Here is a 24,676-nt window from a genome sequence, read left to right as displayed (position 1 = left end):
GCCCCCTTATTCAATGTTTTACGTTTTTTCTTCTGTCAAGCTCAGAATGGCGTTCATGATATCCGTTTTCGTAACCCGTCCTACCAACCCCCGAATTGAAGTTGAGGAGCTACATTGCTCGTCCAAAACTGGAAGACAATTGACCTGATGCCGAATCAGTCTCGATATCGCTTCCAGTAAAGTGTCTTCTGGAGCAAGCGTCGTCATTTGGGCCCGGCGCGTCATTGCCATGGTCACCGGGACGGTGTGAAGATCGGTATGCCCCAGCATGACCTTCAGCAAATCCTTGCGGGTAACAATCCCAATGAACTCCTGCTCCTCCCCTGTGACCATCAGCGCGCCTGTATTTTGCTGAAACAGCATCAGCACCGCATCATAGGCGGTCGTGTCACCGGAAATCAAAATCGGATCGCTAAGTATATCTGCCACAGTCAGCTTTTTGAGCATGTTGCCGATATGACTATCATATTTGGGGTAACGTCCTGGCAGGTAGCCTACCTTCGGCTTGGCATCCACCAGCCCGAGCATAACGAGCAGAGCAAGGTCAGAACGGAGAGTCGGACGCGTCAGTCCCAGTGTTTCAGCAATTTTATCCCCCGTAACAGGTGCCAGACGCCGGACAATATCAACAATTTCCCGCTGTCTTTCAGACAGTTGAATAATGATTACCTCCTTATGGAGTGGGGTAGTATACATTATAGACGAGCATAGATCGATAAATTTCAGCATCTTCCGACAATTCATCAAATTTTAATCATACACAGCTTGTTTTCAAATTTAAAATGTGTCACAATTAAGAATGTAATACATACTAATTATAAGTTTAACGTGTGCAATATGCTACATTTAAATGAACTATTGTACATCGCATGTAATATGTATTATGTATTATATAAACCTGAGGAGGAAATCAAATGAAATTTTTCTTGGATACTGGTAACATTGAAGAAATCAAACGTATTGAACGTTTGGGTCTGGTTGATGGTGTAACAACGAACCCTTCACTGATCGCTAAAGAAGGTCGAGTGTTCAAGGAAGTCATTCAGGAGATTTGCAGTATCGTTGAAGGTCCTGTAAGTGCTGAGGTTATTGGTCTAAAGGCTGAGGATATGCTCAAAGAAGCTTATGATATCGCCAAGTGGGCACCGAACGTGGTTATCAAGCTTCCTATGACCGAAGACGGCTTGTACGCTTGTAACGAGCTGACCAAGAACGGAATCAAAACGAATGTAACACTGATTTTCTCCGCGGCTCAAGGTTTGATGGCAGCCAAAGCTGGCGCTACTTTTATCAGCCCGTTCGTAGGACGTCTAGATGATATTGCTGTTGATGGTATGAAGCTGATTCGTGAGCTGAGACAAATTTTGGACATTCATGGTCTGAAATCCGAAATCATCGCCGCATCCATCCGTAATATTAAGCATGTAGAAGATGCTGCTCTGTCTGGTGCACATATTGCCACCATTCCAGGTTCCTTGCTCCCTTCTCTGTGGAAACACCCGCTGACAGATAGCGGTATCGAACGCTTCCTAAAGGACTGGGAAACTGTACCTAAAGCTTAATTCGCCAGTCATGGCAAAACGATACTATATCAACCCAAACAGCCTGTATTTTACGGGCTGTTTTTTATTTTGGCTTTAGCGATGGCAGAACCCAAAACGCTGAACAACTTTTTTTGACAAAATAACTTGTTGTTCATATAATTGTTATAACAACTAATTAATTTCGAAGTAATTTATGTACGGGAAACGGAAAGGAGTACCTATGAATAACTTGCCTCCCGATTGTTCCATTGGGATGTTGCTCGGGATTACTCACCGCAAAATGAGTCAGCAGCTCTTGCAGCGCCTCAAACCTTATGATATTTCCCCAGAGCAATGGTCTGTTCTGTACCAAATCTATCAGGCTGAGGGTTTAAATCAGAAAGAAATTGCAGCTAAGGCCGTGAAGGACCAGCCTACCACAACTCGAATTATTGATTTGTTGGACAAGAAGGGCTGGGTACGGCGTGTGAATAGTCCGCAGGATCGTCGGGCCTATCTGCTTCATTTAACTGAAGCAGGCCGACAGATTGTGGAGAAGACTCTTCCTGTCGAACGTGATGCCAATCACGATTTTGTAAAAGGAATTTCCTCGGCCGATCTGAAGCAATTCCGCCGGACTCTTTTACAAATTCACGCCAACATGACTGAATCAGAAAAACAAGGAGAGAACGATTAATATGCAACAAGGCAAGCAACCTCTTTGGACCAAGGAATTTATCGTTCTTACGGTTTCCAATTTATTTTTATTTCTGGAATTACAGATGATCCTATCTTCTATTCCTTCTTATGTGAAAAATACATTCCACGCCAGTTCCGTTCAGGTCAGTCTCGTTACCACTTTATTCGCTTTAAGTGCGATTGCAGCACGACTCTTTTCAGCCCGTATGCTGGAAAAAGGACACCGCAGTACCCTGATCTTCGTGGGCCTGCTATTTGCATTGGCAGGAACGCTGGGGTACAGTGTTTCGCCGACGATTACAGTGCTTCTGCTCATGCGGATGTTATTTGGGATCGGCTTCGGTATGAGTAGTACGGCCTTTCCAACGATGGCCTCTGATGTCATCCCGCCCAAACGTCTCGGTGAAGGAATGGGTTTCTTTAGTCTGTCCACCAGTCTAGCGATGTCGATTGGGCCAACCATCGGCATTTCGATGCTGCAATACGGGAGTTTCAACCTGCTTGCCTATACGACAGCAGCTGTAATTGTTGTGATATTCCCGTTGGCTTACTGGCTGATTCGTACACTACCTAAGGGGCACATCGAACCACCTATGGTTCCTTTGGAAGAAGGGCGAAAACCGGCATTTAACCGTAAATTGTGGATTCCCGCCTTGTTGAACATGCTGATGTCTATCACATATGGTGGGCTACTCGGCTTTATGGCGCTTTACGGGGATGAAGCAAATCTGGCGCACCCGGCCTACTTTTTTCTGTTTAATGCGGTATCCGTGCTGATCGTGCGTCCCTTCTCGGGCCGTATTTATGACAAAAAGGGGGCAAAAGCACTGCTCATCCCCGGCTCTCTGTTTTTAATTGGCGGTCTGATCCTGCTTTCCTACGCGCACAGTGATGTCTTCATGTATATGTCTGCTCTTTGCTACGGTATCGGGTTTGGTGTCATGCAGCCGACCCTGCAAACCTGGATGATTCAGGTCGTGTCTCCTAAACAGAGGGGTATGGCAAACGGAATGTTTCTCAATTCCCTCGATTTCGGTGTTGCAGCCGGAGCGCTTATACTTGGCATTATCGCCAAAGCAAGTGATTATGCGTGGATGTACCGTCTTTCCTCGCTGTTTATTGTACTGTTCTTACTGATCTATGTCATACAAATCGTCGCGAGCCGTAAGCCTAAGACGCATGTCCCTCTAGGAGGGTAAGACTATAGATTTAGTTTATACTTGCTCAGTTTTCAAAAACACCCGTTGCCATGATTTCATGGACAACGGGTGTTTATTTCTTATTTAACAGGAGCTTTGCGTCTTAGCTTGGGAGAAAGAGGCTTTTCTCGGGACACATCTGTTAGCCCCTTATCCACATTCATAGGGTCAGTGGATTTGTCATCTGTGGGTTCATCCTGCTTGGGTCTGACCGCAAACAGCATCAGCATAGCTGCAATGCCTCCCACTGCGGCCATCACGCCAAAAAGCAGACCATGTCCACTGCGACTCAGCAGCAATGAAACAACCGGAGGGCCTAACGATACCCCGACAAAGCGCATGCTGCTATACAACGAAGTAATGGTTCCGCGCTCCTCTTTTTCAATTCCCTTCGTAATGAGGGAATCCAAACAAGGCAGTGCGAGCCCAATCCCGCCGCCCCCTAACGTAAACAATCCGATCACCGCATAAATATTTTGGAAAAATCCGAGAATGGCAAAGCTGATCGTCAATAAGGCCAAACCACTGAAACCGATCCACTTCATGCGCTTTTTGTGCTTGCCGATGATCTTGCCTCCTACATATGAGCACAGACAGAGGGAAATCAGCGGAATGGCTAACACAAAACCTTTCCACACTCCATGAAGGTTGTAACGACTTTCTAGTATGTCGGATAAGTAGAACAGGACGCCAAAAATGACAAACATACAAATACCGCCCATGGCGAAAATAGCATAGAGCCAGCGTCCTTTTTCGGCAAGCACTTGCTTCACATTTCCCACAAATTCTCGAAACATAATCGGTTGGTTCTTACGCTTGGGCACATGAATCAGCCAAAGCACTAAAATGAGCGAAATCAGACAGAGGCCCGGAATCACCGCCAATGGCAAAAACCATAGAACAGCTCCCAACGCAGCACCGAGTATCGGACTTAGGACTTTACCAAATGTGTTGTAGGTCTCAACTACCCCTAGGTTTTTGCTGGCCTCATCCTCATTTTCGTACAGATCGCCCACAAGCGGAATGACTATAGGAAAAGCCCCTGCCGCTCCCGCACCCTGGAGTAGACGGCCTGCAATAATGGTCCAGTAAGCTGCCAAGTCGTGAAGCAGCCATGCCCCCACCGCAGAAATCCCCCCTCCAATCACAGTCAGAATCAGACAGGGAACAATCACCGCCTTACGGCCAAATCGGTCGGAAAGATAGCCCGCAATCGGTATCAGTAAAATGGCCACCACCGCATATACTGTAATCAACATACTAATCCGAAAAGAGCTTACATGTAGCTTACGTCCGATTTCCGGTAAAACTGGAATCAGCATGGAATTACCCAGCGTCATCATCAGCGGGATGGAACCTAACGCAAGCAGATTCCCTTTATTTTGTTGCATCCCGTTACCACCTTTGCAAAAGTAATAACACAGCTGTTCTGATTCGTTCAACAGATGTTATTGTGTTTACATTGGTGGGAATTTATGCGGCTACACTTTAAATCCACCGACCCTTGCATTCAGAAGTTGCGACATATCCGCCAGTGTATGAATGGAAGACGCAATTTCCTCCATGGAAGCCAGTTGCTCTTCAGCCGCCGCACTGACACTCTGGGTTCCCCCTGCCGACTGCTCTGCTACTTCACGAATACGTTCTACTGCTTCCACCATTCGCTCGGATCCGCCGGACATCTGTTCTACGGACCGATTTACACTGTGAATCTGTTCGCTGACCTGTTGAATGGAACTTCCAATCTGACGAAATGCGGTTTCTGCGGATTGCATGACCTTTACGCCAGACTGCACTTCAACCGTCCCTGTCTGCATACTGGAAGCAACATTTCCAACATGCTCCTGAATATTTTGCACAAATTGTGTGATTTCTGCTGCTGAAACTGATACCTGCTCGGCTAATCTTCTTACCTCAGAGGCTACAACAGCAAATCCTTTCCCCTGCTCTCCGGCTCTTGCCGCTTCAATCGACGCGTTGAGCGCTAGCATTCCTGTCTGTTTGGCTATTCCGGTAATGACAGCTCCAATCATGCCAATCTGTTCGGCCTGTTCACTAAGTGAACGCACAGCACGTGCAGAGCTGTCTACACTTTCGCTTACCTTCTCCATCTGACGCATAGCCTGACCTATAGATTGTTCTCCTGCTTCTGCATCTTTAGCGGCTGTATCAGATAACTCGTACACCTGCTGGCTTGTAGCTGCAATATGCTCCAGTTCGTGGGCTAGCTCTTTCACGGTATCTGTAGTTTGTGTAATATCATCGACCTGATGCTCCATACCAGCCGCTAGCTCTTCCATTACACCGGAAGTATGACGATTGGCCTGATTCATTTCCTCTGTACTTACGCTAACCCGCTCTGCGGTTACGGTTAATGTACGCGCCGTATCCTGAGCATCCACTATAATACTGCGGAACCCCTCAATAAGCTTGTTGTAGGAGCTTGCAATCATACCGATTTCGTCTTTGGTCGTAATATCCAGTCGGCTACGCAAATCTCCCCCACCTTCAGACATTTCCAACAGCTGCTCATTCATATGGTGTAATGGACGAATGGAACGAATCAAAACGATGGATTGAACAATACTGTAAATGATAACTAGAAGTCCTACAATACTCGTAATCAAGGATGTATTCGTCATCGTTTGGTGCGCTTGCTGTACTTTCACCGTTACCATATCTTCTTGAGCTTTGACAAAGGCTACTACCTTGGTATCAAGTTGCTTACGCAACACCCGTTCGTTTTCAAAATCATCGAGCAAATCAGAAAATGGCGGGAAAGCATCGTCTCTTGTACTCTGATACCCCGCTGTAGTCAGTAAACGATGAACTTGATTCATGTAAGTATTAATCCCCGTCTTGAGATCAGTCATTTTTTTCTTAGAATCCTCATTACCTGTATTAAGCAGAGCTTCTGTCTCCTGTAGCAACTTTGCAACTTCACTTTGCTTGTTTCCGATCTCTCGCCCGTACTGTTCATCACGAGTTAGCAAATATGCCCGCTCATCATTAGATATGCCGTTTAACAAAAATTGAAGAGACTTCGAGTTATACGCAATAGCCTCTTCACGACTCATAATATCCTTGTACTCATTCTCACTATGTACGCTTAAAATGTAATTGGTCAGCAGCATAGCTGCAATCACACTCGGAATCAGTATCGCGCTAAGAATCATTTTGGCCTTAATTGTTAAATTCATGAATCGGTCCCCCAGTTATTTCTGAATAAAATGTCCAACTTACTATATATCGTTTTATTCGATTGTTTTTTTGAATGAAACAGAAAAAGTGTATAGATTTTTAAATATACTTGTGTCTATTCAGTGAACATATATATCTTTTTTAATATCAAAGAACAAAAAAATTCAAAATTAGTAAATGAACTGTTTTCAGTTTGTACTCTTCGAATTTCGGACTATTAAAATGATATACTATGTATTGCTATGCCATAAGCCTCAAGGAGGATCTGCATGAAAAGTCTGGAACTAAAACCGCTTATTCACGTGCTTAACGAATTGGAAACCCGCAGCTGCCTTATTGAGCAGCAGGGTAACATGATCATGAATTATTATCGTGAACCTCAAATTGCTAACGAACTCTATAAAATAAATTCCTGTACCAAAAGCGTGATTTCTGCATTAGTTTGTATCGCTATGGACCAGCAACGAGGACCGAAACCGGAGACGCCAATCCTCGAATTCTTTCCCCAGTTGGCCAAAGATAGTGATTCTCGAAAGCGTGATATTACGATTGAACATCTGCTGACGATGTCCGCAGGCTTTAACTGGACGGAATTTGGCGGACAAAATTCTTTTCCTACCATGAGCAAAACGTCAGACTGGGTGCAATTTGTGCTTTCACAGCCATTATCGGATGTGCCAGGTACGCGAATGGAATACAGTTCTGGCTGTTCTCAACTTTTGGCCACCATACTACGTAATGTTTCTGGACAAACAGTTGCTGAATTTGCCGAGCAGCAATTATTCCAACCGCTCAGTATCGAAAGCTATCATTGGGAAACCGATCCTCAGGGTACTCATACGGGTGGATTCGGACTGCATCTCAGGCCGATGGACATGCTAAAATTCGGGCGGCTTTATCTGAACGAAGGAGGCTGGGAAGGACGGCACATCATCCAAACAGAGACAGTCCGATATTCAACCCGTCCGTTTCTTCCTGCTGCCAAACCACAAAAGGCATTTTACGGCTGGCACTGGTGGACTTCTTCCTTTTCAGATGAAACAGAGATAGGAACTGAAACGGACTATTTTTACGCTCTCGGCTTTGGTGGGCAATATATTGTTGTCGTCCCGTCGTATGACATGGTTGTTGTCGTTACCGCTGATAGATTTAAAAAGAAAAGGACTCCTGTAGATATTTTCCGGCAGTATATTGTACCGCTGCTACTCCAGCAGAATAAATAGAAATAAATACCAAAGCTAAAAGTTGCAACTGGTCTCTATCAAAAATCTGCATCAAAAAAGGCTTGCCTATTGGATCAGGCAAGCCTTTTTTTGCATATAATCGCTACATTATGACATACTTCATCCACTTTCTAGCGCCTTACCTAGCCCAAGTGAATCGTAAGCTCTTGCTGTCCGCTGGAAGCTGGTGTAATGATTACACCCTGTTCTCCCGACTGGCTGCTGCCTTCCTCCACTTGAACAGCCTCGTGGATACCGCGCAGGACTATCGACCATGGTTTAACAGCACCTTCTGCCTTCACCGTAATGACAGAATTCTTGCGGCTAGCAGTAACCGTTAGCTCTTCTTCACCTGACGTATTCACGATAATCGTTCGAGCCTGTTGCCCCTCACCAAGTTCAAACAAATGAAGCGCCACTTGATCAGCATAATCATAATCCGGACGACTGTTCTCATGACCGATTGCCAACAGTGTGTTCGGCTTCACGAGCACAGGCAAAGTTGTAAAATCATGATGCTCGTTAACCCAACGACCACCTAACACGCTCTCATTCGTAAGTAAATTTGTCCACTGACCCTCTGGTACATAATACTGCACATTGCCTTCTTTATTAAAGATCGGGGCTACCAAAATGGAATCCCCCAGCATGTATTGCAGATCCAGCGTTGCACAGGTTGGGTCCTGCGGGAATTCCAATACCATAGCCCGCATCATCGGCAGTCCCTTTTCTGAGGATTCCACAGCAGAAGGATACAGGTATGGCATTAGCGAGCATTTGAGTTTTGTAAAACTGCGCACCACGTCGACTGATTCTTCATCAAACAGCCAGGGCACGCGATAGGATTCGTTTCCGTGCAGACGGCTATGAGAGGACAGAAGCCCGAATTGTACCCACCGTTTGTACACGTCCGGCGCAGCCGTTAACTCAAAGCCGCTAATATCATGGCTCCAGAAGCCGAAGCCGCTCAAACCAAGCGACAAACCGCCTCGCAAGGATTCCGCCATCGACTCATACGTCGACGAGCAGTCTCCGCCCCAGTGAACCGGGAACTGTTGCCCCCCGGCTGTAGCGGAACGCGCAAATAACGCGGCTTCATTTTTACCCAGCTTTTCCTCCAGCACATCAAATACAGCCTTGTTGTACAAATGCGTATAATAATTATGCATCTTCATTGGATCAGAGCCGTCATGATATACCACATGGGTAGGGATGCGCTCGCCAAAATCAGTTTTAAAGCAATCCACCCCCTGATCTACCAACACCTTGAGCTTATCCTGGTACCAGGCGACTGCAGCCGGATTCGTGAAGTCAACCAGCCCCATCCCCGCCTGCCACATATCCCATTGCCACACGCTGCCATCGGCGGTTTTGACCAGATAACCATTCTCCATACCTTCATCGAACAAAATGGATTTTTCCGCAATATACGGATTGATCCATGCACAAATTTTGAGACCCTTTGCCTTCAATCTCTGCAGCATGCCTTCCGGATCTGGGAACATGTCTTGATCCCACTGGAAATCGCACCATTGGTATTCCTTCATCCAGAAGCAGTCAAAATGGAATACCGAGAGTGGCAGATCCCGCTCAGCCATCCCGTCGACAAAATGGTTCACTGTCGCTTCATCATAATCTGTTGTGAACGAAGTGGTCAGCCACAAACCAAAGGTCCAGGCTGGTGGTAATGCAGGCTTACCCGTCAGCTTGGTGTAATTGTCCAGTACTTCTTTAGGGTTAGCTCCACCAATAATAAAATACTCTAACGATTCGCCGGAGACGCTAAACTGAACCTTTGATACATTTTCCGATGCAATCTCATAGGATACCTTTTCTGGATGGTTGACGAACACACCATACCCTTTATTAGATAGATAGAATGGAATGTTTTTATATGCCTGCTCACTGCTAGTCCCGCCATCTTCATTCCAGATATCAACCACCTGGCCATTTTTTACGAATGGAGTGAAACGCTCTCCAAGTCCGTATACGTACTCACCGATGCCCAACTCCAGCTGTTCCCGGAAAAAAGGCTGATCCTGCGGGTCTGTAATATAGCCTGGTCCCCGATGTCCGCTGCCTGTGACTTTGCGATCCTCGACATAAAAGCCTACATCCCAGCTCTTCCCACGGCCGACTCGCACACTCAGATCGCCGCTTTTCAGTACCGCTACGTCCTCATCCACCGTAATGTCTACCTCTGTTGGCAAGGTGTGAATTTCAAAATTCGGTCCCTGATGCACCCGTCCCTTATGGTGGTTCAGACGCACCTGAATGACATTCGGCATAGGCGAGCTGTAGGTCGCTTTCAGCAACGCTCCGTTCAGCGTATCTCCTTTATGCTCGATCCGGTGGGTGGCTGCATATACCGTCATGGAAGCATCGTCCGTCACAATATCACGGATTTCAGCAGGATTTTGTATTTCATAGCCCTTGCGAACCATCCAATAGCCATCAGTAAATTTCATCTGTTTCTTCCTCCGCTTCAATCTTTATTTTCTTAATCCCAAATCGCTTATTGGATTTTTTCGAAATCCTTACTATAATAATATTGATTTATGTAAGGGTTTACTTCTTTTATTTTGACGTATTGTATCAATATTTTGATGTTTTATATATAAATCAGTTTGCGGAAAAGGAGTCATAGAAATGCAAAGAGAAATGTTGCGGGAAAATCGAATTCACGGCAATCCCATGTATCCGGTCAGCGTATATCCGAGCGTAGAGCAGCTAAATGGAAATAGTGTACTGGAGTCCCATTGGCATGAGGAGATGGAGTTTATCGTAGTGGAACAGGGGAGCGCCATATTTCAGACGGATATGGTCTATACGGAGGTGAACGAAGGTGAAGCTCTTTTTGTCAACAGCGGCGAGCTTCATGCAGGTTATTTACAAAAAAGCGCTCGTTGCGTATTTTCTGCGGTGGTGTTTCACCCCGACATGCTGCACAGCCGCACGCAGGATACGGTGCAAACGCAGTTTATTGACCCATTTATCAGTAAAAAGCTTGTCCCTCCCCCTCACATTCGCGGCGTGCAGCCCTGGGAGCAAGAGGTGCTGGCTGCATTGCGACACATTATCACCAGCCATGAGCAGAATGCGCCTGCCCGTGAATTGGCGACCAAGGCGCAGCTCTATAGCATGATCGCCTGTCTGTACCCACACATGACCCCTGCTAACGGAGAGGATGTGATTATGGCGGGTCAACGCAACAAAGTTGAACGGATCAAAAAAGCGCTGGCGTATATCAACAGTCATGCTCATGAACCTATACGTTTACGGGAGATCGCAGATGAGATTGGAATGAGTGAGGGGCATTTTTGCCGTTTTTTTAAGCAGATGGTTCAGAAAAGTCCGGTAGAATACATCAACTATCATCGGATTCAAAAGGCTTGCAGGCTGCTGGAGCAAAGTGATCGTAAAGTAGTAGATATTGCGCTGGATGTTGGTTTTGACAATCTAAGCTATTTTATTGCGACCTTTAAAAAATGGAACGGCCTGACCCCTTCGCAGTACCGTAAGCAGCACGAAGCAGATCAGGCGCTTGCTGTCCCTTATATAACAGACTAATATGCATAGGATAAATCATTTATTTTTTTTGGGCTTCATAAGTACTAAAATTATTTTTCTTCCTCTTAACTTAGTAAATATGTAGCCAGCTACGCCTCCCAAAACAGAAGGAACTAACCACCCTAACCCTACATTATATAATGGAAGAAGATGAGTGAAAAAATCATTAATTACATTGATTTTTATTCCAGCAGCATTCAAGCCATCAAATAAACTAATGATAAAGGTTAATATCAAACTGCCCTGATATACTTCTGATTTCCCTTTAAATACGGGATGTAAAAAAGTTAAAAATATAAGAGAAATAGCAATAGGATATATTGCCATTAATACTGGCGTTGAAACCTTAATGAGCTGTGTTAAACCTATGTTGGCTACAAGGGTACTAAATATAGATAACATGAGAGCAACTCTTTTATAAGAGATTTTTGGAAATAATCCATGAAAAAAGGAAGAGCAGGAAGTGATAAGCCCCACACTTGTCGTTAAACACGCTACTGTAATCATTAAGCCTAATAGAATAGAACCGTAAGATCCAAAATAATAGGAGGAAACCTTAGCTAACACCTCAGCGCCATTTCCTAAAACACCCAATTTTTCAACGCTAGAAGCTCCCATGTATGAAAGAGACGTATAGATAAAAGCTAAGAGTATAACCGCAATTGCTATCGCTTTGGCACAAATGATCATCAACTCTTTTTTTGTAGTAACCCCTCTATCCTTAATTGCATTCACAATGATAATTCCAAAAATAAAGGCTACAAGAGCGTCCAATGTTAAATAACCCTCTTGAAAGCCTTTGAAAAAGACATTCGATGTATAACCTTCCGCAGGTTCTTGGAATTTTCCTATTGGGTGAATAATAGCTACAATCACAAGTAATCCAATGAATGTCAATTTAATGGGTGTTAGGAACTTTCCGATTACATCAATAATTTTTGTAGGATTAAGTGATAACAAACATGCAACTGCAAAAAAAAGGATAGTAAATACAAAAAGTGCGACAGGATGATCTGCATTGTTTGAAAAAAAAGGTTTTACTCCAATTTCAAATGACACACTACCGGTTCTAGGAATTGCATATAAAGGCCCGATGGCTAGATAAAGGATTGTTGTAAAGACAAGGCCGAAGACAGGATGTACACGACTCGCTAAAGTTTGCAAATTGCTTTTGCCCGAAAAAACAAAGGCTGTGACGGCTAGTAATGGTAAGCCAACTCCAGTAACCAAGAAACCCGCATTGGCTATCCATACATTCTTTCCAGCCATTTGCCCAAGCATAGGTGGAAAGATTAGATTCCCTGCACCAAAAAATAAGGCAAATAGCATTGAGCCTATAATGATAATAAAGGACGAAGAAACACTTTTCGACATAATAAATCCTCCAACTACGAACTCACAACATTTTGTTTTTATTCGTTTTCTTTTTAATTTGTATAATATATGTTAATAGAGCCTAGTGATAACCCGTGCCTTTAGGATGAGTGGGTTTCGTCTTAACTCATCGTTACACAATACTCTATATACGATCAGTATTTCAAGTAACTTTGTACTTGCAGAATGAACTTAGTGAGCTTAATGAACTATAAGAGAATTTTACACTTAGGACTTATTTCTTACAAGATGTAGATATAGTACTATTCCTCTTCAACATATTTAAAAAAGTTTGAGCCCAATTTAATCCATATCAGGATCTGCTGTTTTATTCAAATCCTCAACTGATTGAAATAAGCACAGGAAATCTTGGGAAAATGCCCTATGGAAGCGAATGAAAAATCCTTACAATTAATAGTATTGACAATACATATTGACGTTGACAACACATTGAGCGGCTACAATTTGAAGGGGTGCTAAACATGATGAATTTGGCAAAACGCAACTATTGGTCTATGAGTATTTTTAACTTCGCTTATCTGTTTACATGGTCTGCCGCCATGTCTTTTTTTGTCATTTGGCTGGGACAAAGCCTGGGAATTTCAGAAACCTACACGGGATTTCTATATGCGGCTAACTCAATCGTGGCCTTGATCATGCAGCCCCTGTTCGGTTACTTATCCGACAAGCTGGGCTTGAGAAAACATCTGCTGTACATACTCTTTACGATTCTTTTGCTCGTCGGACCCTTTTTTATTTATGTGTACGGTCCATTACTACAAACGCAGTTCGTCATTGGTGCCATTGTTGGTGCGCTATTTATCGGCTTGGTATTTAATGCAGGTAACGGTGTCGTCGATTCGTATATGGACAAAGTTTCGCGTAAATACGGCTTTGAATACGGACGGGTTCGTATGTGGGGTTCGCTTGGGTGGGCGGCGGCTACTTTTGTTGCAGGACGGGTCATCAATATCAATGTAAATCTGACCTTCTGGATTGCCTCGGTATCTGCCGTTGTTGCCATGATCTGCATCTTCCTGACCAAAGTCGAAATTTCCGGACAGGAGCAGCAGAAAACAGAATCGTTGAAGCTAATTGATGTGCTGCATCTCGTGCGTACCAAAAAGTTCTGGTTTCTTATGCTATTCATGGTTGGCGTGACCCAAATCTATGAGGTATATGACCAACAATTTGCCACATACTTCGTATCACAGTTCAGTTCCAAAGCGGAAGGAAATCAATTCCTTGGCGATTTGAGCGCTGTGCAGGTTTTCCTGGAATTTGTGTTCCTTTTCGTTACCCCTTGGTTTGTGAACAAAACGACCGCCAAATGGGCATTAATTATTGCCGGGTCGATCATGTCTTTGCGTATTATCGGCTCTTCGTTGCCATTCGGTTCCATATGGGTAGCTGCAATGAAGATGATTCACTCCCTGGAGAAACCGCTTATTCTGGTAGCCATCTTCAAATACATTACCGTTAACTTCGACCAGCGCTTGTCCTCCACCATGTACCTGCTGTATTTGTTTATGGGCTCCCTGGTGGTTTCCATTTTCTCGCCCATTGTGGGGCATATGTATGAAGTATTAAATTTCCCGATAACTTATGTAATTCTGGGTTCCATTGCAGGCCTGTTCACCATCATATCCTGCTTTACACTGACAGCAGACAAGAAGAATGGGGAGCGGTTTCTGGAGGAACGTCGTAAACAGGATCTGAAAAGAGCAGCCAAAAAAGCTGAAGCCGTTCATTCGTAATCTAATGGTTTGAGCTTAACAAAACAGCGGCAGTCTAGGACTTTTTTTCTCGTCCACGGCTGCCGCTCTTAACTCCAGTTGATTTGAAGCTTATTTTAAATCTTGAATACCGACACCGTTTGATTCATCTCTTCCGCTCTCTTGGCAAGCATGTTAGCACCTGCTGACACTTCCTGCATGGATGCGGTAGTTTCCTCGACTACGCTTGCGACTGTTTGAGTAGAATCTGCAGCACGTTCGGAGATTTCAGCAATTTTCTTCATCGATTCAACCATAGAAACGGTTCCTTCATTTACGGATCTTGCTTCTAAAGCCGCCGTGTCCACCTCACCGCTCACTTCTTCAACGGCACCTACAATCTCAGAAAAAACGTTACCTACACCTTCGACAAGCATCATACCTTCATTCAGAGATTGAACACCTTCATTCATTGAAATCACAACTTCATCTGTTCTTAAGGTAATTTCGTTGACGAGCGAAGAGATCTTGCCTGTTGCTTCACTTGCTTGTGCCGACAGATTGCGTACTTCATAAGCGACAACCGCAAACCCTTTTCCCTGCTCTCCCGCCCTCGCAGCTTCTATACTCGCATTTATTGAAAGCAAGTTGGTTCGGGCTGCTATATCACGGATCATAGCTGTGATCTGTCTGATCTCCGCAGACTTTTCTCCTAGAATATTTACCACTTCAGCGGATTGAGTTACCTTGGTATGCACATCTCTTATTTGGGAGACAGTCGAAGACATTTGGGTTTTCCCGTTGTTTGCTTTTTCTTGTGCTTGGGTTGTGAGATTAGCCACATGAACAAAGCGATTGGTTATGTTGTCTACACTTTTAGAAACGTCTACCGTGTAATTCAGCGTTTCAGCTATATCTGCAAGCTGTGTCTGAGATCCCTCTGCGACTTGAGTGGCACTTATAGCTATCTGCTCGGTAGCGATGCTTGTCTGTTCCGCACTGGCCGTTAACTGTTCAGCCGTAGAGGCAACCAGTAAGGAATTATCCACAACTTCCTTTAAAAGGTTGCGCAGTGAATCGCACATTTCATTAAAATCGGATGCCAGTTCCCCGACCTCATCTTTTGACTGGACTCTAAGGGGCTCCACTTGCAGGTCCCCCCTCGTTACCAGCTTTATCTGTTCCGCTATCTTTAATATGGGCTTAGTGAACGATTGAGCCAGTAAAAAAGAACCGATGATTCCAAGGATCGTACATATGATAGTTAGAGAAATCATCAAAATTCTACCTGAATGGTAAGATTGACTCGATTGATTAGCGGCATCAGTTGCGTATTGCTCATTAAGTAGCTTCAGTTTATTTACATCTTCTAATGCTGCCTTATAAATAGAAGAATTTCCATGAATGATCATGTAGGCCATCACTTTGTCGTTTTCTTCCATGGCAGCGGAAACCACCTTTAGATGGCGAAGATACATTGCCCACTGACCATAAAAGTTGGTGAACAGTTCTTTTTCCTCTGCCGTAGAGGCTAAACTTTGATATTCATTTACACTCTTAGCCATTGAAGCTGTAGCTTTGGTTAGTTCTTCTTGATAAGTACTGCGAACAGCCGCATCCTCTTCAAGTATCAATCGAACGGTGAGTCTATCGATTTCTGTAATCTGCTTATCCATACCCTGAAGAAGAATAACCGCGGGTAAAGACCTGTTATTTACCTTGTCAGAAGCCTCACCCATTTCTGACATCTTAATGACGCCTATAACACTTGAAAGGGACAGTACGATAACCAGTATGAGCGCTGCACTAATTATTTTTTTCTTTAACGTTAATTTAAACATCTTTATCTTCCTCCCGTAACTGGTCTCGTATCATCACTGCTGAGCTTTCCAGTATATGCGTATTTGGCGCAACAGCTCAGCCTTATCTATCTTTCCACTGATGTAGCTTTGGATAGATGCTCCTGTGATGCCCCCATGATCAGGTGGAAGGGTTGCCATAAACGGTAGTGTCTTTCCGGTCGAGATATACGACTTGATTGATCGTCCCAAAGGATCGGCAGGCTCTAAATCAATATTTTTGAACGCAGGTACCGTATTAGCCTTGTTTACCAGAAATTCTTGTCCGGACTTGTCGTATACCAGCCAGTTCAGAAACTTCTTTGCTTCCTCTTGCTCCTGAGGTGTGGTAGCTGTGGAGTCAATGAAAATATACTTTGTTACACCGACTGTAATCTTAGCATTGTTAGGGTCATCCGTATTATCGCTTAACGGAAGGGGCAAAAAACCGTATTCCTCATTTGCTGTATCATTGCTCTTAATCCCAGCCCAAGCCCAGTTGCCCATAAACCAAAGCCCCACTTTTCCCTCTCCTAATGCTTTGGCTCCATCGTCATACGTGCTGTCCAAAGGCGAATTCTTATTGATGCTGTTATCCTTGAGCAGATCTAAAGTTTGTACCCATCCAGTCATTACACTGTTTTGGGACATATCGATGGAGTTGTTCTGCATACCCTTAACAAATTCTGGAAAACCCCCAGGCTGAACAGAATAAGACAGAGCTAAAAGATGTGAGCCGAGAGACCAGTCCATTGGTGATAGCATGACCGGTGCTACTCCCGTCTTCTGAATCTTAGCCATTAATGAGTTCAGGTTGCTTCTACTTTTTACCGAGGAAGCATCAAAAGCCCCACCTGTTGCTTTGTCCAGCACTTTCTTATTGTAAATTAATCCGTAGCCTTCCACTGCAAATGGAAACCCCAGCACAGCATCACTTTTCTTAACGGCGCCAAGTCCATTTTCTATCGTATCAGCTACCCACTTTTCTTTGCTTAAATCAACGGCTTTATCCAGAAATTGCTGAGCATCCCCAGGATCCAGCATCGACATGGTAGCGGGACTTCCTGAGCCGTACATCGACATCAGCTTTTGATATGCAGACGTCCCCTCAGGAGCGGTTATAATCTCCAAAGATACTTCAGGGTGCTCTTGATTGTATTGTTTTGCTACTTCTTCTAATTGGGTTTTTATTTCTGATTTGGAATTCAAAAGTGTAATCTTGGTCGTCTGCTGTGATACTGGTGAAGCTGAACAACCTATAAACATCATTAAACATACTAGAGAAATCGCAACTTTTAGCTGTTTTCTCATTAACTTTCCCCCCTAAGGATTTACTTTTATAAATTTTATGAATAATATTCAATGTTATCGACATAATTCTCCAGGAAGATTAGCAATTTTTAGTTGGTAAATATCGGAAGGTAATTAAATAGTACAAACTGGTTGTTACGTTAAGTTAACGGACAGGACAGCGCAACGTTTTTTTATCCAGTTGCGTCTTAATATGGGGGAAAGTTACTGCGCAACAAATTTAACCAAAAAAGGAGCAATCATTTATGAAAAAAGCATTCTTTGCGGCTTTTCTTGCAATTTTTTTATTTATTTCATCGTCCACTACTTATGCAGCACAAAATCAGATCAAAGTTGACGGTGTGGCTATTACATCCGATGTGAAGCCCGAAATGAAGAATAAACGCGCTATGGTACCTCTACGTGTTATGAGCGAAAGTTTGGGGGCTAGTGTCGAATGGTCCGATTCCGAGGTTATTCTCGCTAAAAGCGAGATGAAAGTAAAATTAGCAGTAAACAGAAGCATAGCGGAGAAAAATGGTAAAAAGATGCTGCTTGATGTAAAACCATATACGAAAAATAATCGCATATATGTTCCACTTCGTTTTATTGCAGAGGCGTTTGGCTGCAATGTTAATTACAGCAACTTTGCAGTGACTGTTGATACTAAACCATTGTTCATAAACCGTGTACAAGTAAAAGCACTTCAACAGGAATACCATATGTTTATGGGCGGCGTAGTTCAGCAAGTTCATGGCAATGCATATAATGAAACCATTTATAATATTTTCGCAAAAAACATAGGTAAAAAGGTCGAAGCACCTGAAAACTATTCTTGGAGCTTAACTCTTGACACACCTGGATCTTATTATAAAAATGCACAATACGATTTTTTAGGCCAAAAAGGGAAAAGTTTAGTTCGTTTTGATATTTATTCTTTAATTAGTCCTGTTCCATCTGAACTTTCAACAGAATATCCAGAGATTTTGATTCATGACGTATCGAAAGATGAGTGGTATTTGTTTAACGATACCGCAAGAAAATCCATTAATCAGTTAATGGATACCGCTGGGAAAAACGGTTTTCTGAAGATTATAAGTAACACAGTTGTATAATGTGATTTTTTCTTATTACACTTTTTTGTCTCCAAAAGATAAAAGGCGAATTCCCAGCTGAACATAAGCAGCACAGGAATTCGCCTTTTTTAACCGTATATAGATGAACTCTTCATTTTACATAGAAGCGGAATGACGTTATTTTTCCATCTGTAGCATTTCTGACTCATAGGACTGAAAAGCATTTTCCATACCTATCACTACATCTTTAATCTTCATGTATCCTTTGGTATACGGCTCCGAATCGCGAATTTCTTCCCACATATAGTGATATTGCTTCATGTCCTCCGTTTCGCATACGACGAAATCGGTGTAGTCCTTTCCAGGCAGTGCTTCTGCATCAAAAAAACGAACCTGAACATGTTCGCTATATTTTTGAATGGTAGCCTGCAAGGCCCTCGCATGTTTTCGACGTTCTTCTCGAGGCAAAGCCAACCAGGAAGGGTAGAATTCCAACAATACAATCATCATATAACGCATATGCCTATCTCCTTTTTTGGTGAAGCTTGAATGATTTATCATTATTGTACGCTGCTCGTCTACAAAGTCTCATTAACATAGGTTAATGCGGATCACTACGCAGCAAACGACTAAGTGATACAGGAGAGACGCCTATGTACGAAGCTATATGATATTGGGCAACTCGTTTGTCCAATCCGGGGTATTTGAGAAGAAAAGCATGATAACGCTCCTTAGCGGAAAGATACAATAATTCGCGCTCCCGTTCTTCTTTTCGAATATAAAGTCTTTCTACACTTTTACGGACGAATCTTTCCCACATATGGCTTGTATCCATAAGCTCCTTTAATACGTGATATGGAATTTCAATGACGACCGAATCTTCCATGGCCTCAATCGAAAAAGTGGATGGTTCTCCTTGGATCATAGCCCCATAAGAGGTTACGTAATCATCTTCTGGCGAAAAACCAACATTATATTCTCTGCCATCTGCCAATGTATAAAATAAACGGAATAATCCCTCTGAACAAAAATAGGCATGTTTCACAGGCTCACCCGTTTCAATGAGAACCGTTCCCTGCTGAATATGCTTCACACAGGTTTGCTCTACAAACCTGTTCCAATCCTGCTCTATAATCGAGGCATGATGAGCCATTTTTTCTAATGAACGATAATAGGGATGCATCTGCTCACCGCTCCTTGACTTTTATAAAGGAATCGAAGATATTTTTTTGACTTCGTATATGAAAAACAGGGGTTATCCCTCAGGTCTAAGCAGACCTGCAGGACAACCCCCAGCGACGTGTTCTATCAGACTTCCGCAGCATCCTCTTCCACAAAAAGAGATACCTTGCGGATGCCATCCGCTCCGATCACGACAAGCCCCTGATCCGACAGACGGATTTCAGGGATAACGACCAGTGCGAGCAGTGACAGTGTCATCAGCGCGTTGTTCAGCATGCAGCCGGATTGCTGAAGCGCCCGGCTGATACTTTCGGACTGCGCAGCTACCTCCGCAAACGGAGCTGGGGACATCAGCCCGGCGATAGGCAGCGGGAAGCGCGTCTCACCCGAGGCGGATACGACCACCACGCCACCACGCAGGGCAACAGCCTGCTTCGCCGCCTGGGTCATGAGCTCGTCATCATTACCAATGACGAGCAGGTTGTGGCTATCATGCGCGACGGTCATGGCAATCGCAGCCGGCTCGATGAAGCCGACACCTGTCACAAGTGCCACCGCGTGAGTGCCACTGGCATGATGGCGCTCGAAAACGGCTATTTTGCACAAATCCTGTGCAGGATCTGCCGTGACTTCTCCATTACGGACCGGAACGGTCATTCGCACTTCCTTCGTGTCCACGTGGTTTTCCGTAACACGAATCACCCGTACAGGTACATTCCCCTCCTGTACTGGAGCCGCAATGCGAAAATCTGCAGCACTCAGCTCTCGTCCCAGGTGGACCGTGTCCATCACTTCCGCAGGATAAACGAAGCCGTCCCAATCGGCGACCATTTGACCGTGCTCGGCCACCAGCTGGCCCGCTGCGATGGTAGCCGTCACATTCACTTCGGCCAATCGGCCATCAAGCAAAATAATGTCGGCAATCGCACCCGGAATGATCGCTCCGATATCCCTTGCCACGCCGAAGCGCTCTGCCGTATTCAGCGTGGCCATCTGAAACGCGGTTACGGGCTTGACGCCCTGTGCAATGGCATGACGCACGACGAAGTCCATCTGCCCTTCATGGAGCAGGGATTCTGCGCTACGGTCATCCGTTACCAGCATCATGCGGCGCGTGTCGAGACCCATTTCCGTGCTGGCTCGGATCGTCTCGGCCACATCATGCCATGCGGAGCCTTGCCGCATCTTGGCATACATGCCGAGCCGGATACGCTCGGCTACATCCTCGGGCGTGACACACTCGTGGTCGCCCGTAATTCCCGCGGCTGCATAGACCGGCAGACGCCAATCATCGGAGGCCCATGTAAAATGGCCATCCGCCACCTTGCCCGCGCGCAGCGTGGCCTGAATTTCCCCGATCATCACATCGTCTCCATAGACGACACCAGGGAAATTCATGACTTCGCCCAGCCCGATCATATCCGGGCCCCAGCTTAACGCCTCTGCGACTTCCGCCGGGCCGAAGGAGGCACCCGTCGTTTCCAGCTCCGGACCTGTGGACGGGACGCAAGAAGCCACCTGCATGTAAGCAGCCAGCGGTGTCGTACGTGCTTCGTCCAGCATCAGACGAAGCCCTTTTAGACCCAGTACATTGGAAATTTCATGCGGGTCAAAAAAACCACCCGTCACTCCCAGCGGCAGTACAGCCTTAGCGAACTCCGTTACGGTCAGCTGTGTGCTTTCGATGTGACAATGTCCGTCTAGTAACCCCGGTGCCATATAGCGGCCTTCCGCTTCAATGATTATGGTGTCTTCTCCAATCGTATGACTGACGTCCCTATTGACGTAAGCGATACGAGAACCTTGCACAGCAATAGACATGCCCGGCAGCAACTCGCCCGATACCACATTGACCAGTGTTCCTCCGCGGATCACCAGCGATGCCTTGCGCTCTCCTCTAGCTGTAGCTACCAACTCGGGTACACAGTCCGCCAGCGGCGGGCGTTGAAATACACTCTTCATGTCCATTACGTTTGTAACCTCCGTTTATGCTTCTTACCTGTTTTGCTTATTTGCTTATGTTACTGGAATACGCTCCATAATGCCAGCCAACTCTACATCTATTCAAGCATCGCATGGGTTTCTAAGGCATTTGTCCCCAGCTGATTGCCAATGTCCTCTCTATAGAACACGATCACTTTCTTCCATTTTGAGGGTATACGTATCCGAATCCCGTAAACTCACGAATGGCGTAATCTCCCCTATGCTATAAATATGCAGCAGATGCATCGCTCGCGTACAGGCGGTGTAGAACAACTTACGCTCACTCTCACGCTGGTATTGTTTCGCTGATCCGTCATAAATCAGGACTGCATCGAATTCCACGCCTTTTGCCAGGTAGGCCGGAATAATATGAATCCCCTTTTCAAAAGCAGGAGTTGTTTTCTTAATTAATTTTGGCTTCACTGACAGCTGTCCTTCCAGCGCTTCGTAGGCTGCCGCGCTTTCGTCAGCATTTTTACAGATCACCGCGATGGATTCATAGCCTTCTGCCAACAATTCTGTGACATTCCCAACTATCAATTGATGCAACTTTTCAAGCGAACGCACCTCGGTTACAAGAGGTTTCTCACCCTTACGGTTAAACGGTACAATGTGCTCTCCCCCAGGGACCATCCCCCGGGTAAATTCCACAATCTCCTGTGTTGAGCGATAGCTGCGTGTCAGGGAAATCATCTCGGTCTGATCTGCACCATACAACTCATACAATGGCTCTGCATCCTGAAGCACCGAGGCATGGGCATAGATGGCCTGATTAAAATCACCCAGTGCCGTCATTTTAGCCTGTGGAAATAAACGCTTGAAGAACGCCAGCTGGAATGGGGAATAGTCCTGTGCCTCATCAATAAACACGTGACGGATGTTGCTATTGGAACGAAAGCCCAGCATCAGCTCACGCAAATATAAAAAGGGTGTCACATCCTCATACGCTAACTCCCCAGCCTGAATTCGTTCCAGAGTTTGTCGACTAATTTCACCCCAGCTGACGGGCAGCTCTGCATGATTCGCCAGTTGGCTCAACAATGCCTCATTCATAAACAGCTCGCTGTAGAGCCGGGTCGTATCTACGAAGCGAAGCGCCTTAATCCATTTGCGCAGGGGCTTTAAGCGGTCACTGACCACCATACGCGCCAATATTTCTCTTTCACGCGTAAAATCGTCGAAGGTATCGCCCTTATTCTTGGATTTACGGCGCATGCGGTTATAGGCACGCTGATAATCCTCCGGCTCCATCAGATCCATCTGTTGATCCACCCATGGGGCGGAGCATTCTTCCTTACCAAAGCGGGCCAGCTCTTTGAGCATCCAATCCCGCAGCAATTCCAATCGGTTCGCCAGCCGCACCGTAGAGTCGAATTCATAAAACTTGCGTGCCATTTGCTCTACTGAAACTACCTCACGTCCCTGAAAGCGGATAGGTTTAAAACGCATTCCCTCCTGTTCCAAATACGTCTTGTAGCTTGTAATCACATGTAAGAATGTCTTGGACGACTTAAAGCGGATACCCTCCATCCTGGCTTCATACCCAGGCTGTAACGAAGCTGAAAGCACATATTCCAGCTGTTCAAATGGATCTTCTAACTGAAACTCCCGGCCCAAACGCCGCTCCAAATATTCCTGAAACGTGGCCTGAAGCATATTTTCCTCACCCAATTCAGGCAATACTGTCGATACATAACTGTTGAACATCGGGTTAGGCGAAAATAACACGACCTGATCTGCTCGTAAGCGATCCCGGTACTTATACAACAAATACGCTACTCTCTGAAGCGCAGCAGAGGTTTTGCCACTTCCTGCCGCCCCCTGAACAATGAGCATCCGGCTTCGATCATCACGAATGATGCGATTCTGCTCCCTTTGGATGGTAGCGACAATACTTTTCATTTGAGCATCCGAGCTGCGGCTCAATACAGCTTGAAGAAGTTCGTCTCCAATCGTCACCCCTGTATCGAACATAAAACGGATCTGTCCATCACGGATCGAGAATTGGCGCTTAAGCGTGAGTTCCCCTTCCATCTCCCCTGCCGGGCTCTTATATGAAGCGGGGCCCGGCATGTTATCGTAATAAAGATTGGAAATAGGCGCGCGCCAGTCGTAGATCAGAAACTCCTCATCTTGATTATCCAGCAGGGAGGCAATCCCCAGATAAACACGTTCCGCAGTCTGCCCTTTCTCAGCAAAATCAATGCGTGCAAAATACGGTGAATCAAGCAACTTTTTCAAACGACCTAACGCCTCTGTAGAATGCTTGTGTCTTCGTTCCCGCTCAGACAAAATCTCAGACTGCTGACGCAAACTGGTGGACGTCTCACCCACATCATCTGCCTCACTGAAATTGATCGTTACCTCATCCCAGAAGTCTTTACGCATATCGACGACATCTCCGCGCACAGAACCAACCTCTGTCTCTAGCTTCCGAATACGCCCGCTAATCACTGCGGTCACATCTTCTACTCTTCGTTGTTCTTCATTCCATTGCTGTTCAGTAGTCACTGGCATCGCTCCTGTTCCGTTTCCTCCTGCTCCATGCAGGGCTCCCTTGCGTACAAACTATGCTCTATTATGGACCCGGGCATACTCGCGGCATCCCCCTGATCCGGGAAAATTGACTAATCCTTTGAAGCATGCTATAATGTAACAAGAAGTGTAATTCACAACTTATGCATATGGTTTCACAATAAAACAGAGCATCCTCTATTGTAGCAAGTTCAGTCCCTGTTCGCAACCAGCGGGCTTTTTTTGTGCGTTCTGGCAACCATCTATTAACCTGTTCTTACATACTTGA

Annotated in this window: 18 protein-coding genes; 7 read left to right on the top strand and 11 right to left on the bottom strand. The window is 45.2% G+C overall.

The genetic code is table 11. From position 1 onward, the window contains the following. Positions 1-18 precede the first annotated feature (18 nt). Positions 19-729, bottom strand: a complete 711-nt coding sequence (locus MHI21_RS10095; RefSeq protein WP_165175733.1) for a CBS domain-containing protein — start codon at positions 727-729, stop codon at positions 19-21. A 185-nt stretch (positions 730-914) separates the two neighbouring features. On the opposite strand from MHI21_RS10095, the gene fsa reads away from it, so the two are divergent. From fsa to MHI21_RS10080, 3 genes are all read left to right on the top strand, one after another. After that, positions 915-1,562, top strand: coding sequence for a fructose-6-phosphate aldolase (fsa, locus tag MHI21_RS10090; RefSeq protein ID WP_013309811.1), 648 nt, complete (start codon positions 915-917; stop codon positions 1,560-1,562). A 202-nt stretch (positions 1,563-1,764) separates the two neighbouring features. Next, complete coding sequence (locus MHI21_RS10085; RefSeq protein ID WP_342419949.1) at positions 1,765-2,220, top strand: MarR family transcriptional regulator; 456 nt, start codon at positions 1,765-1,767, stop codon at positions 2,218-2,220. Between the two features lies 1 nt (position 2,221). Beyond that, positions 2,222-3,421 (top strand): MFS transporter, encoded by a 1,200-nt coding sequence (locus MHI21_RS10080; RefSeq protein WP_341161747.1) that lies wholly within the window; start codon positions 2,222-2,224, stop codon positions 3,419-3,421. An 80-nt stretch (positions 3,422-3,501) separates the two neighbouring features. Here MHI21_RS10080 and MHI21_RS10075 read toward each other — a convergent pair whose 3' ends face one another. Together MHI21_RS10075 and MHI21_RS10070 are read right to left on the bottom strand one after the other, a co-directional pair. Further along, positions 3,502-4,812 (bottom strand): MFS transporter, encoded by a 1,311-nt coding sequence (locus tag MHI21_RS10075; RefSeq protein WP_342419948.1) that lies wholly within the window; start codon positions 4,810-4,812, stop codon positions 3,502-3,504. A 90-nt stretch (positions 4,813-4,902) separates the two neighbouring features. Continuing rightward, positions 4,903-6,621 (bottom strand): HAMP domain-containing methyl-accepting chemotaxis protein, encoded by a 1,719-nt coding sequence (locus MHI21_RS10070; RefSeq protein WP_342419947.1) that lies wholly within the window; start codon positions 6,619-6,621, stop codon positions 4,903-4,905. Positions 6,622-6,891: 270 nt separating this feature from the next. Between MHI21_RS10070 and MHI21_RS10065 the strand changes: the two genes are divergently transcribed. Beyond that, a complete protein-coding gene (locus tag MHI21_RS10065; RefSeq protein ID WP_342419946.1) occupies positions 6,892-7,845 on the top strand; it encodes a serine hydrolase in 954 nt (317 codons plus the stop codon). Between the two features lie 143 nt (positions 7,846-7,988). Here MHI21_RS10065 and yicI read toward each other — a convergent pair whose 3' ends face one another. Then, positions 7,989-10,313 carry an alpha-xylosidase gene (yicI, locus tag MHI21_RS10060; protein ID WP_342419945.1) on the bottom strand — a complete coding sequence of 775 codons (2,325 nt, stop codon included), beginning with the start codon at positions 10,311-10,313 and terminating at the stop codon, positions 7,989-7,991. 181 nt (positions 10,314-10,494) lie between these two features. On the opposite strand from yicI, the gene MHI21_RS10055 reads away from it, so the two are divergent. Then, complete coding sequence (locus MHI21_RS10055; protein WP_341161750.1) at positions 10,495-11,415, top strand: AraC family transcriptional regulator; 921 nt, start codon at positions 10,495-10,497, stop codon at positions 11,413-11,415. Between the two features lie 15 nt (positions 11,416-11,430). On the opposite strand, the gene brnQ is transcribed toward MHI21_RS10055, so the two are convergent. After that, the gene (gene brnQ / locus MHI21_RS10050) at positions 11,431-12,789 is read right to left on the bottom strand and encodes a branched-chain amino acid transport system II carrier protein (protein ID WP_342419944.1); all 1,359 of its coding nucleotides are present in this window, start codon (positions 12,787-12,789) and stop codon (positions 11,431-11,433) included. Between the two features lie 482 nt (positions 12,790-13,271). On the opposite strand from brnQ, the gene MHI21_RS10045 reads away from it, so the two are divergent. After that, complete coding sequence (locus MHI21_RS10045) at positions 13,272-14,546, top strand: oligosaccharide MFS transporter (protein ID WP_342419943.1); 1,275 nt, start codon at positions 13,272-13,274, stop codon at positions 14,544-14,546. Positions 14,547-14,641: 95 nt separating this feature from the next. Here the strand turns inward: MHI21_RS10045 and MHI21_RS10040 are convergent, their stop codons facing one another. Continuing rightward, positions 14,642-16,345 carry a methyl-accepting chemotaxis protein gene (locus MHI21_RS10040; protein ID WP_342419942.1) on the bottom strand — a complete coding sequence of 568 codons (1,704 nt, stop codon included), beginning with the start codon at positions 16,343-16,345 and terminating at the stop codon, positions 14,642-14,644. A 33-nt stretch (positions 16,346-16,378) separates the two neighbouring features. Beyond that, positions 16,379-17,653: an ABC transporter substrate-binding protein gene (locus MHI21_RS10035; protein WP_342419941.1), complete on the bottom strand. Its 1,275-nt coding sequence runs from the start codon at positions 17,651-17,653 to the stop codon at positions 16,379-16,381. 245 nt (positions 17,654-17,898) lie between these two features. Between MHI21_RS10035 and MHI21_RS10030 the strand changes: the two genes are divergently transcribed. Further along, the gene (locus tag MHI21_RS10030) at positions 17,899-18,747 is read left to right on the top strand and encodes a copper amine oxidase N-terminal domain-containing protein (protein WP_342419940.1); all 849 of its coding nucleotides are present in this window, start codon (positions 17,899-17,901) and stop codon (positions 18,745-18,747) included. 138 nt (positions 18,748-18,885) lie between these two features. On the opposite strand, the gene MHI21_RS10025 is transcribed toward MHI21_RS10030, so the two are convergent. The 4 genes from MHI21_RS10025 to helD all read right to left on the bottom strand — a co-directional run bounded on the left by MHI21_RS10025 (position 18,886) and on the right by helD (position 24,390). Then, positions 18,886-19,227 carry a darcynin family protein gene (locus MHI21_RS10025; RefSeq protein WP_342419939.1) on the bottom strand — a complete coding sequence of 114 codons (342 nt, stop codon included), beginning with the start codon at positions 19,225-19,227 and terminating at the stop codon, positions 18,886-18,888. A gap of 82 nt (positions 19,228-19,309) precedes the next feature. Beyond that, positions 19,310-19,891: a Crp/Fnr family transcriptional regulator gene (locus tag MHI21_RS10020; protein WP_342419938.1), complete on the bottom strand. Its 582-nt coding sequence runs from the start codon at positions 19,889-19,891 to the stop codon at positions 19,310-19,312. 125 nt (positions 19,892-20,016) lie between these two features. Beyond that, complete coding sequence (locus tag MHI21_RS10015; protein ID WP_342419937.1) at positions 20,017-21,858, bottom strand: adenine deaminase C-terminal domain-containing protein; 1,842 nt, start codon at positions 21,856-21,858, stop codon at positions 20,017-20,019. A gap of 153 nt (positions 21,859-22,011) precedes the next feature. After that, positions 22,012-24,390 (bottom strand): RNA polymerase recycling motor HelD, encoded by a 2,379-nt coding sequence (gene helD, locus MHI21_RS10010; protein WP_342419936.1) that lies wholly within the window; start codon positions 24,388-24,390, stop codon positions 22,012-22,014. Between the last annotated feature and the right edge of the window lie 286 nt (positions 24,391-24,676).

This window comes from Paenibacillus sp. FSL H8-0168, assembly GCF_038592955.1.
Lineage (GTDB): Bacteria > Bacillota > Bacilli > Paenibacillales > Paenibacillaceae > Paenibacillus > Paenibacillus polymyxa_B.
The sequence above is the reverse complement of the archived record's forward strand: the minus strand, read 5'-3'. Positions and strand labels throughout refer to the sequence as shown.

Coding starts and splice junctions, on each gene's coding strand:
- MHI21_RS10065 (WP_342419946.1), top strand. CDS start 6,892: ATGAAAAGTCTGGAACTAAAACCGCTTATTCACGTGCTTAACGAATTG.
- MHI21_RS10020 (WP_342419938.1), bottom strand. CDS start 19,891: ATGCATCCCTATTATCGTTCATTAGAAAAAATGGCTCATCATGCCTCG.
- MHI21_RS10025 (WP_342419939.1), bottom strand. CDS start 19,227: ATGCGTTATATGATGATTGTATTGTTGGAATTCTACCCTTCCTGGTTG.
- yicI (WP_342419945.1), bottom strand. CDS start 10,313: ATGAAATTTACTGATGGCTATTGGATGGTTCGCAAGGGCTATGAAATA.
- MHI21_RS10080 (WP_341161747.1), top strand. CDS start 2,222: ATGCAACAAGGCAAGCAACCTCTTTGGACCAAGGAATTTATCGTTCTT.
- MHI21_RS10040 (WP_342419942.1), bottom strand. CDS start 16,345: ATGTTTAAATTAACGTTAAAGAAAAAAATAATTAGTGCAGCGCTCATA.
- brnQ (WP_342419944.1), bottom strand. CDS start 12,789: ATGTCGAAAAGTGTTTCTTCGTCCTTTATTATCATTATAGGCTCAATG.
- fsa (WP_013309811.1), top strand. CDS start 915: ATGAAATTTTTCTTGGATACTGGTAACATTGAAGAAATCAAACGTATT.
- MHI21_RS10055 (WP_341161750.1), top strand. CDS start 10,495: ATGCAAAGAGAAATGTTGCGGGAAAATCGAATTCACGGCAATCCCATG.
- MHI21_RS10035 (WP_342419941.1), bottom strand. CDS start 17,653: ATGAGAAAACAGCTAAAAGTTGCGATTTCTCTAGTATGTTTAATGATG.
- MHI21_RS10095 (WP_165175733.1), bottom strand. CDS start 729: ATGCTGAAATTTATCGATCTATGCTCGTCTATAATGTATACTACCCCA.
- MHI21_RS10045 (WP_342419943.1), top strand. CDS start 13,272: ATGATGAATTTGGCAAAACGCAACTATTGGTCTATGAGTATTTTTAAC.
- MHI21_RS10015 (WP_342419937.1), bottom strand. CDS start 21,858: ATGGACATGAAGAGTGTATTTCAACGCCCGCCGCTGGCGGACTGTGTA.
- helD (WP_342419936.1), bottom strand. CDS start 24,390: ATGCCAGTGACTACTGAACAGCAATGGAATGAAGAACAACGAAGAGTA.
- MHI21_RS10070 (WP_342419947.1), bottom strand. CDS start 6,621: ATGAATTTAACAATTAAGGCCAAAATGATTCTTAGCGCGATACTGATT.
- MHI21_RS10030 (WP_342419940.1), top strand. CDS start 17,899: ATGAAAAAAGCATTCTTTGCGGCTTTTCTTGCAATTTTTTTATTTATT.
- MHI21_RS10085 (WP_342419949.1), top strand. CDS start 1,765: ATGAATAACTTGCCTCCCGATTGTTCCATTGGGATGTTGCTCGGGATT.
- MHI21_RS10075 (WP_342419948.1), bottom strand. CDS start 4,812: ATGCAACAAAATAAAGGGAATCTGCTTGCGTTAGGTTCCATCCCGCTG.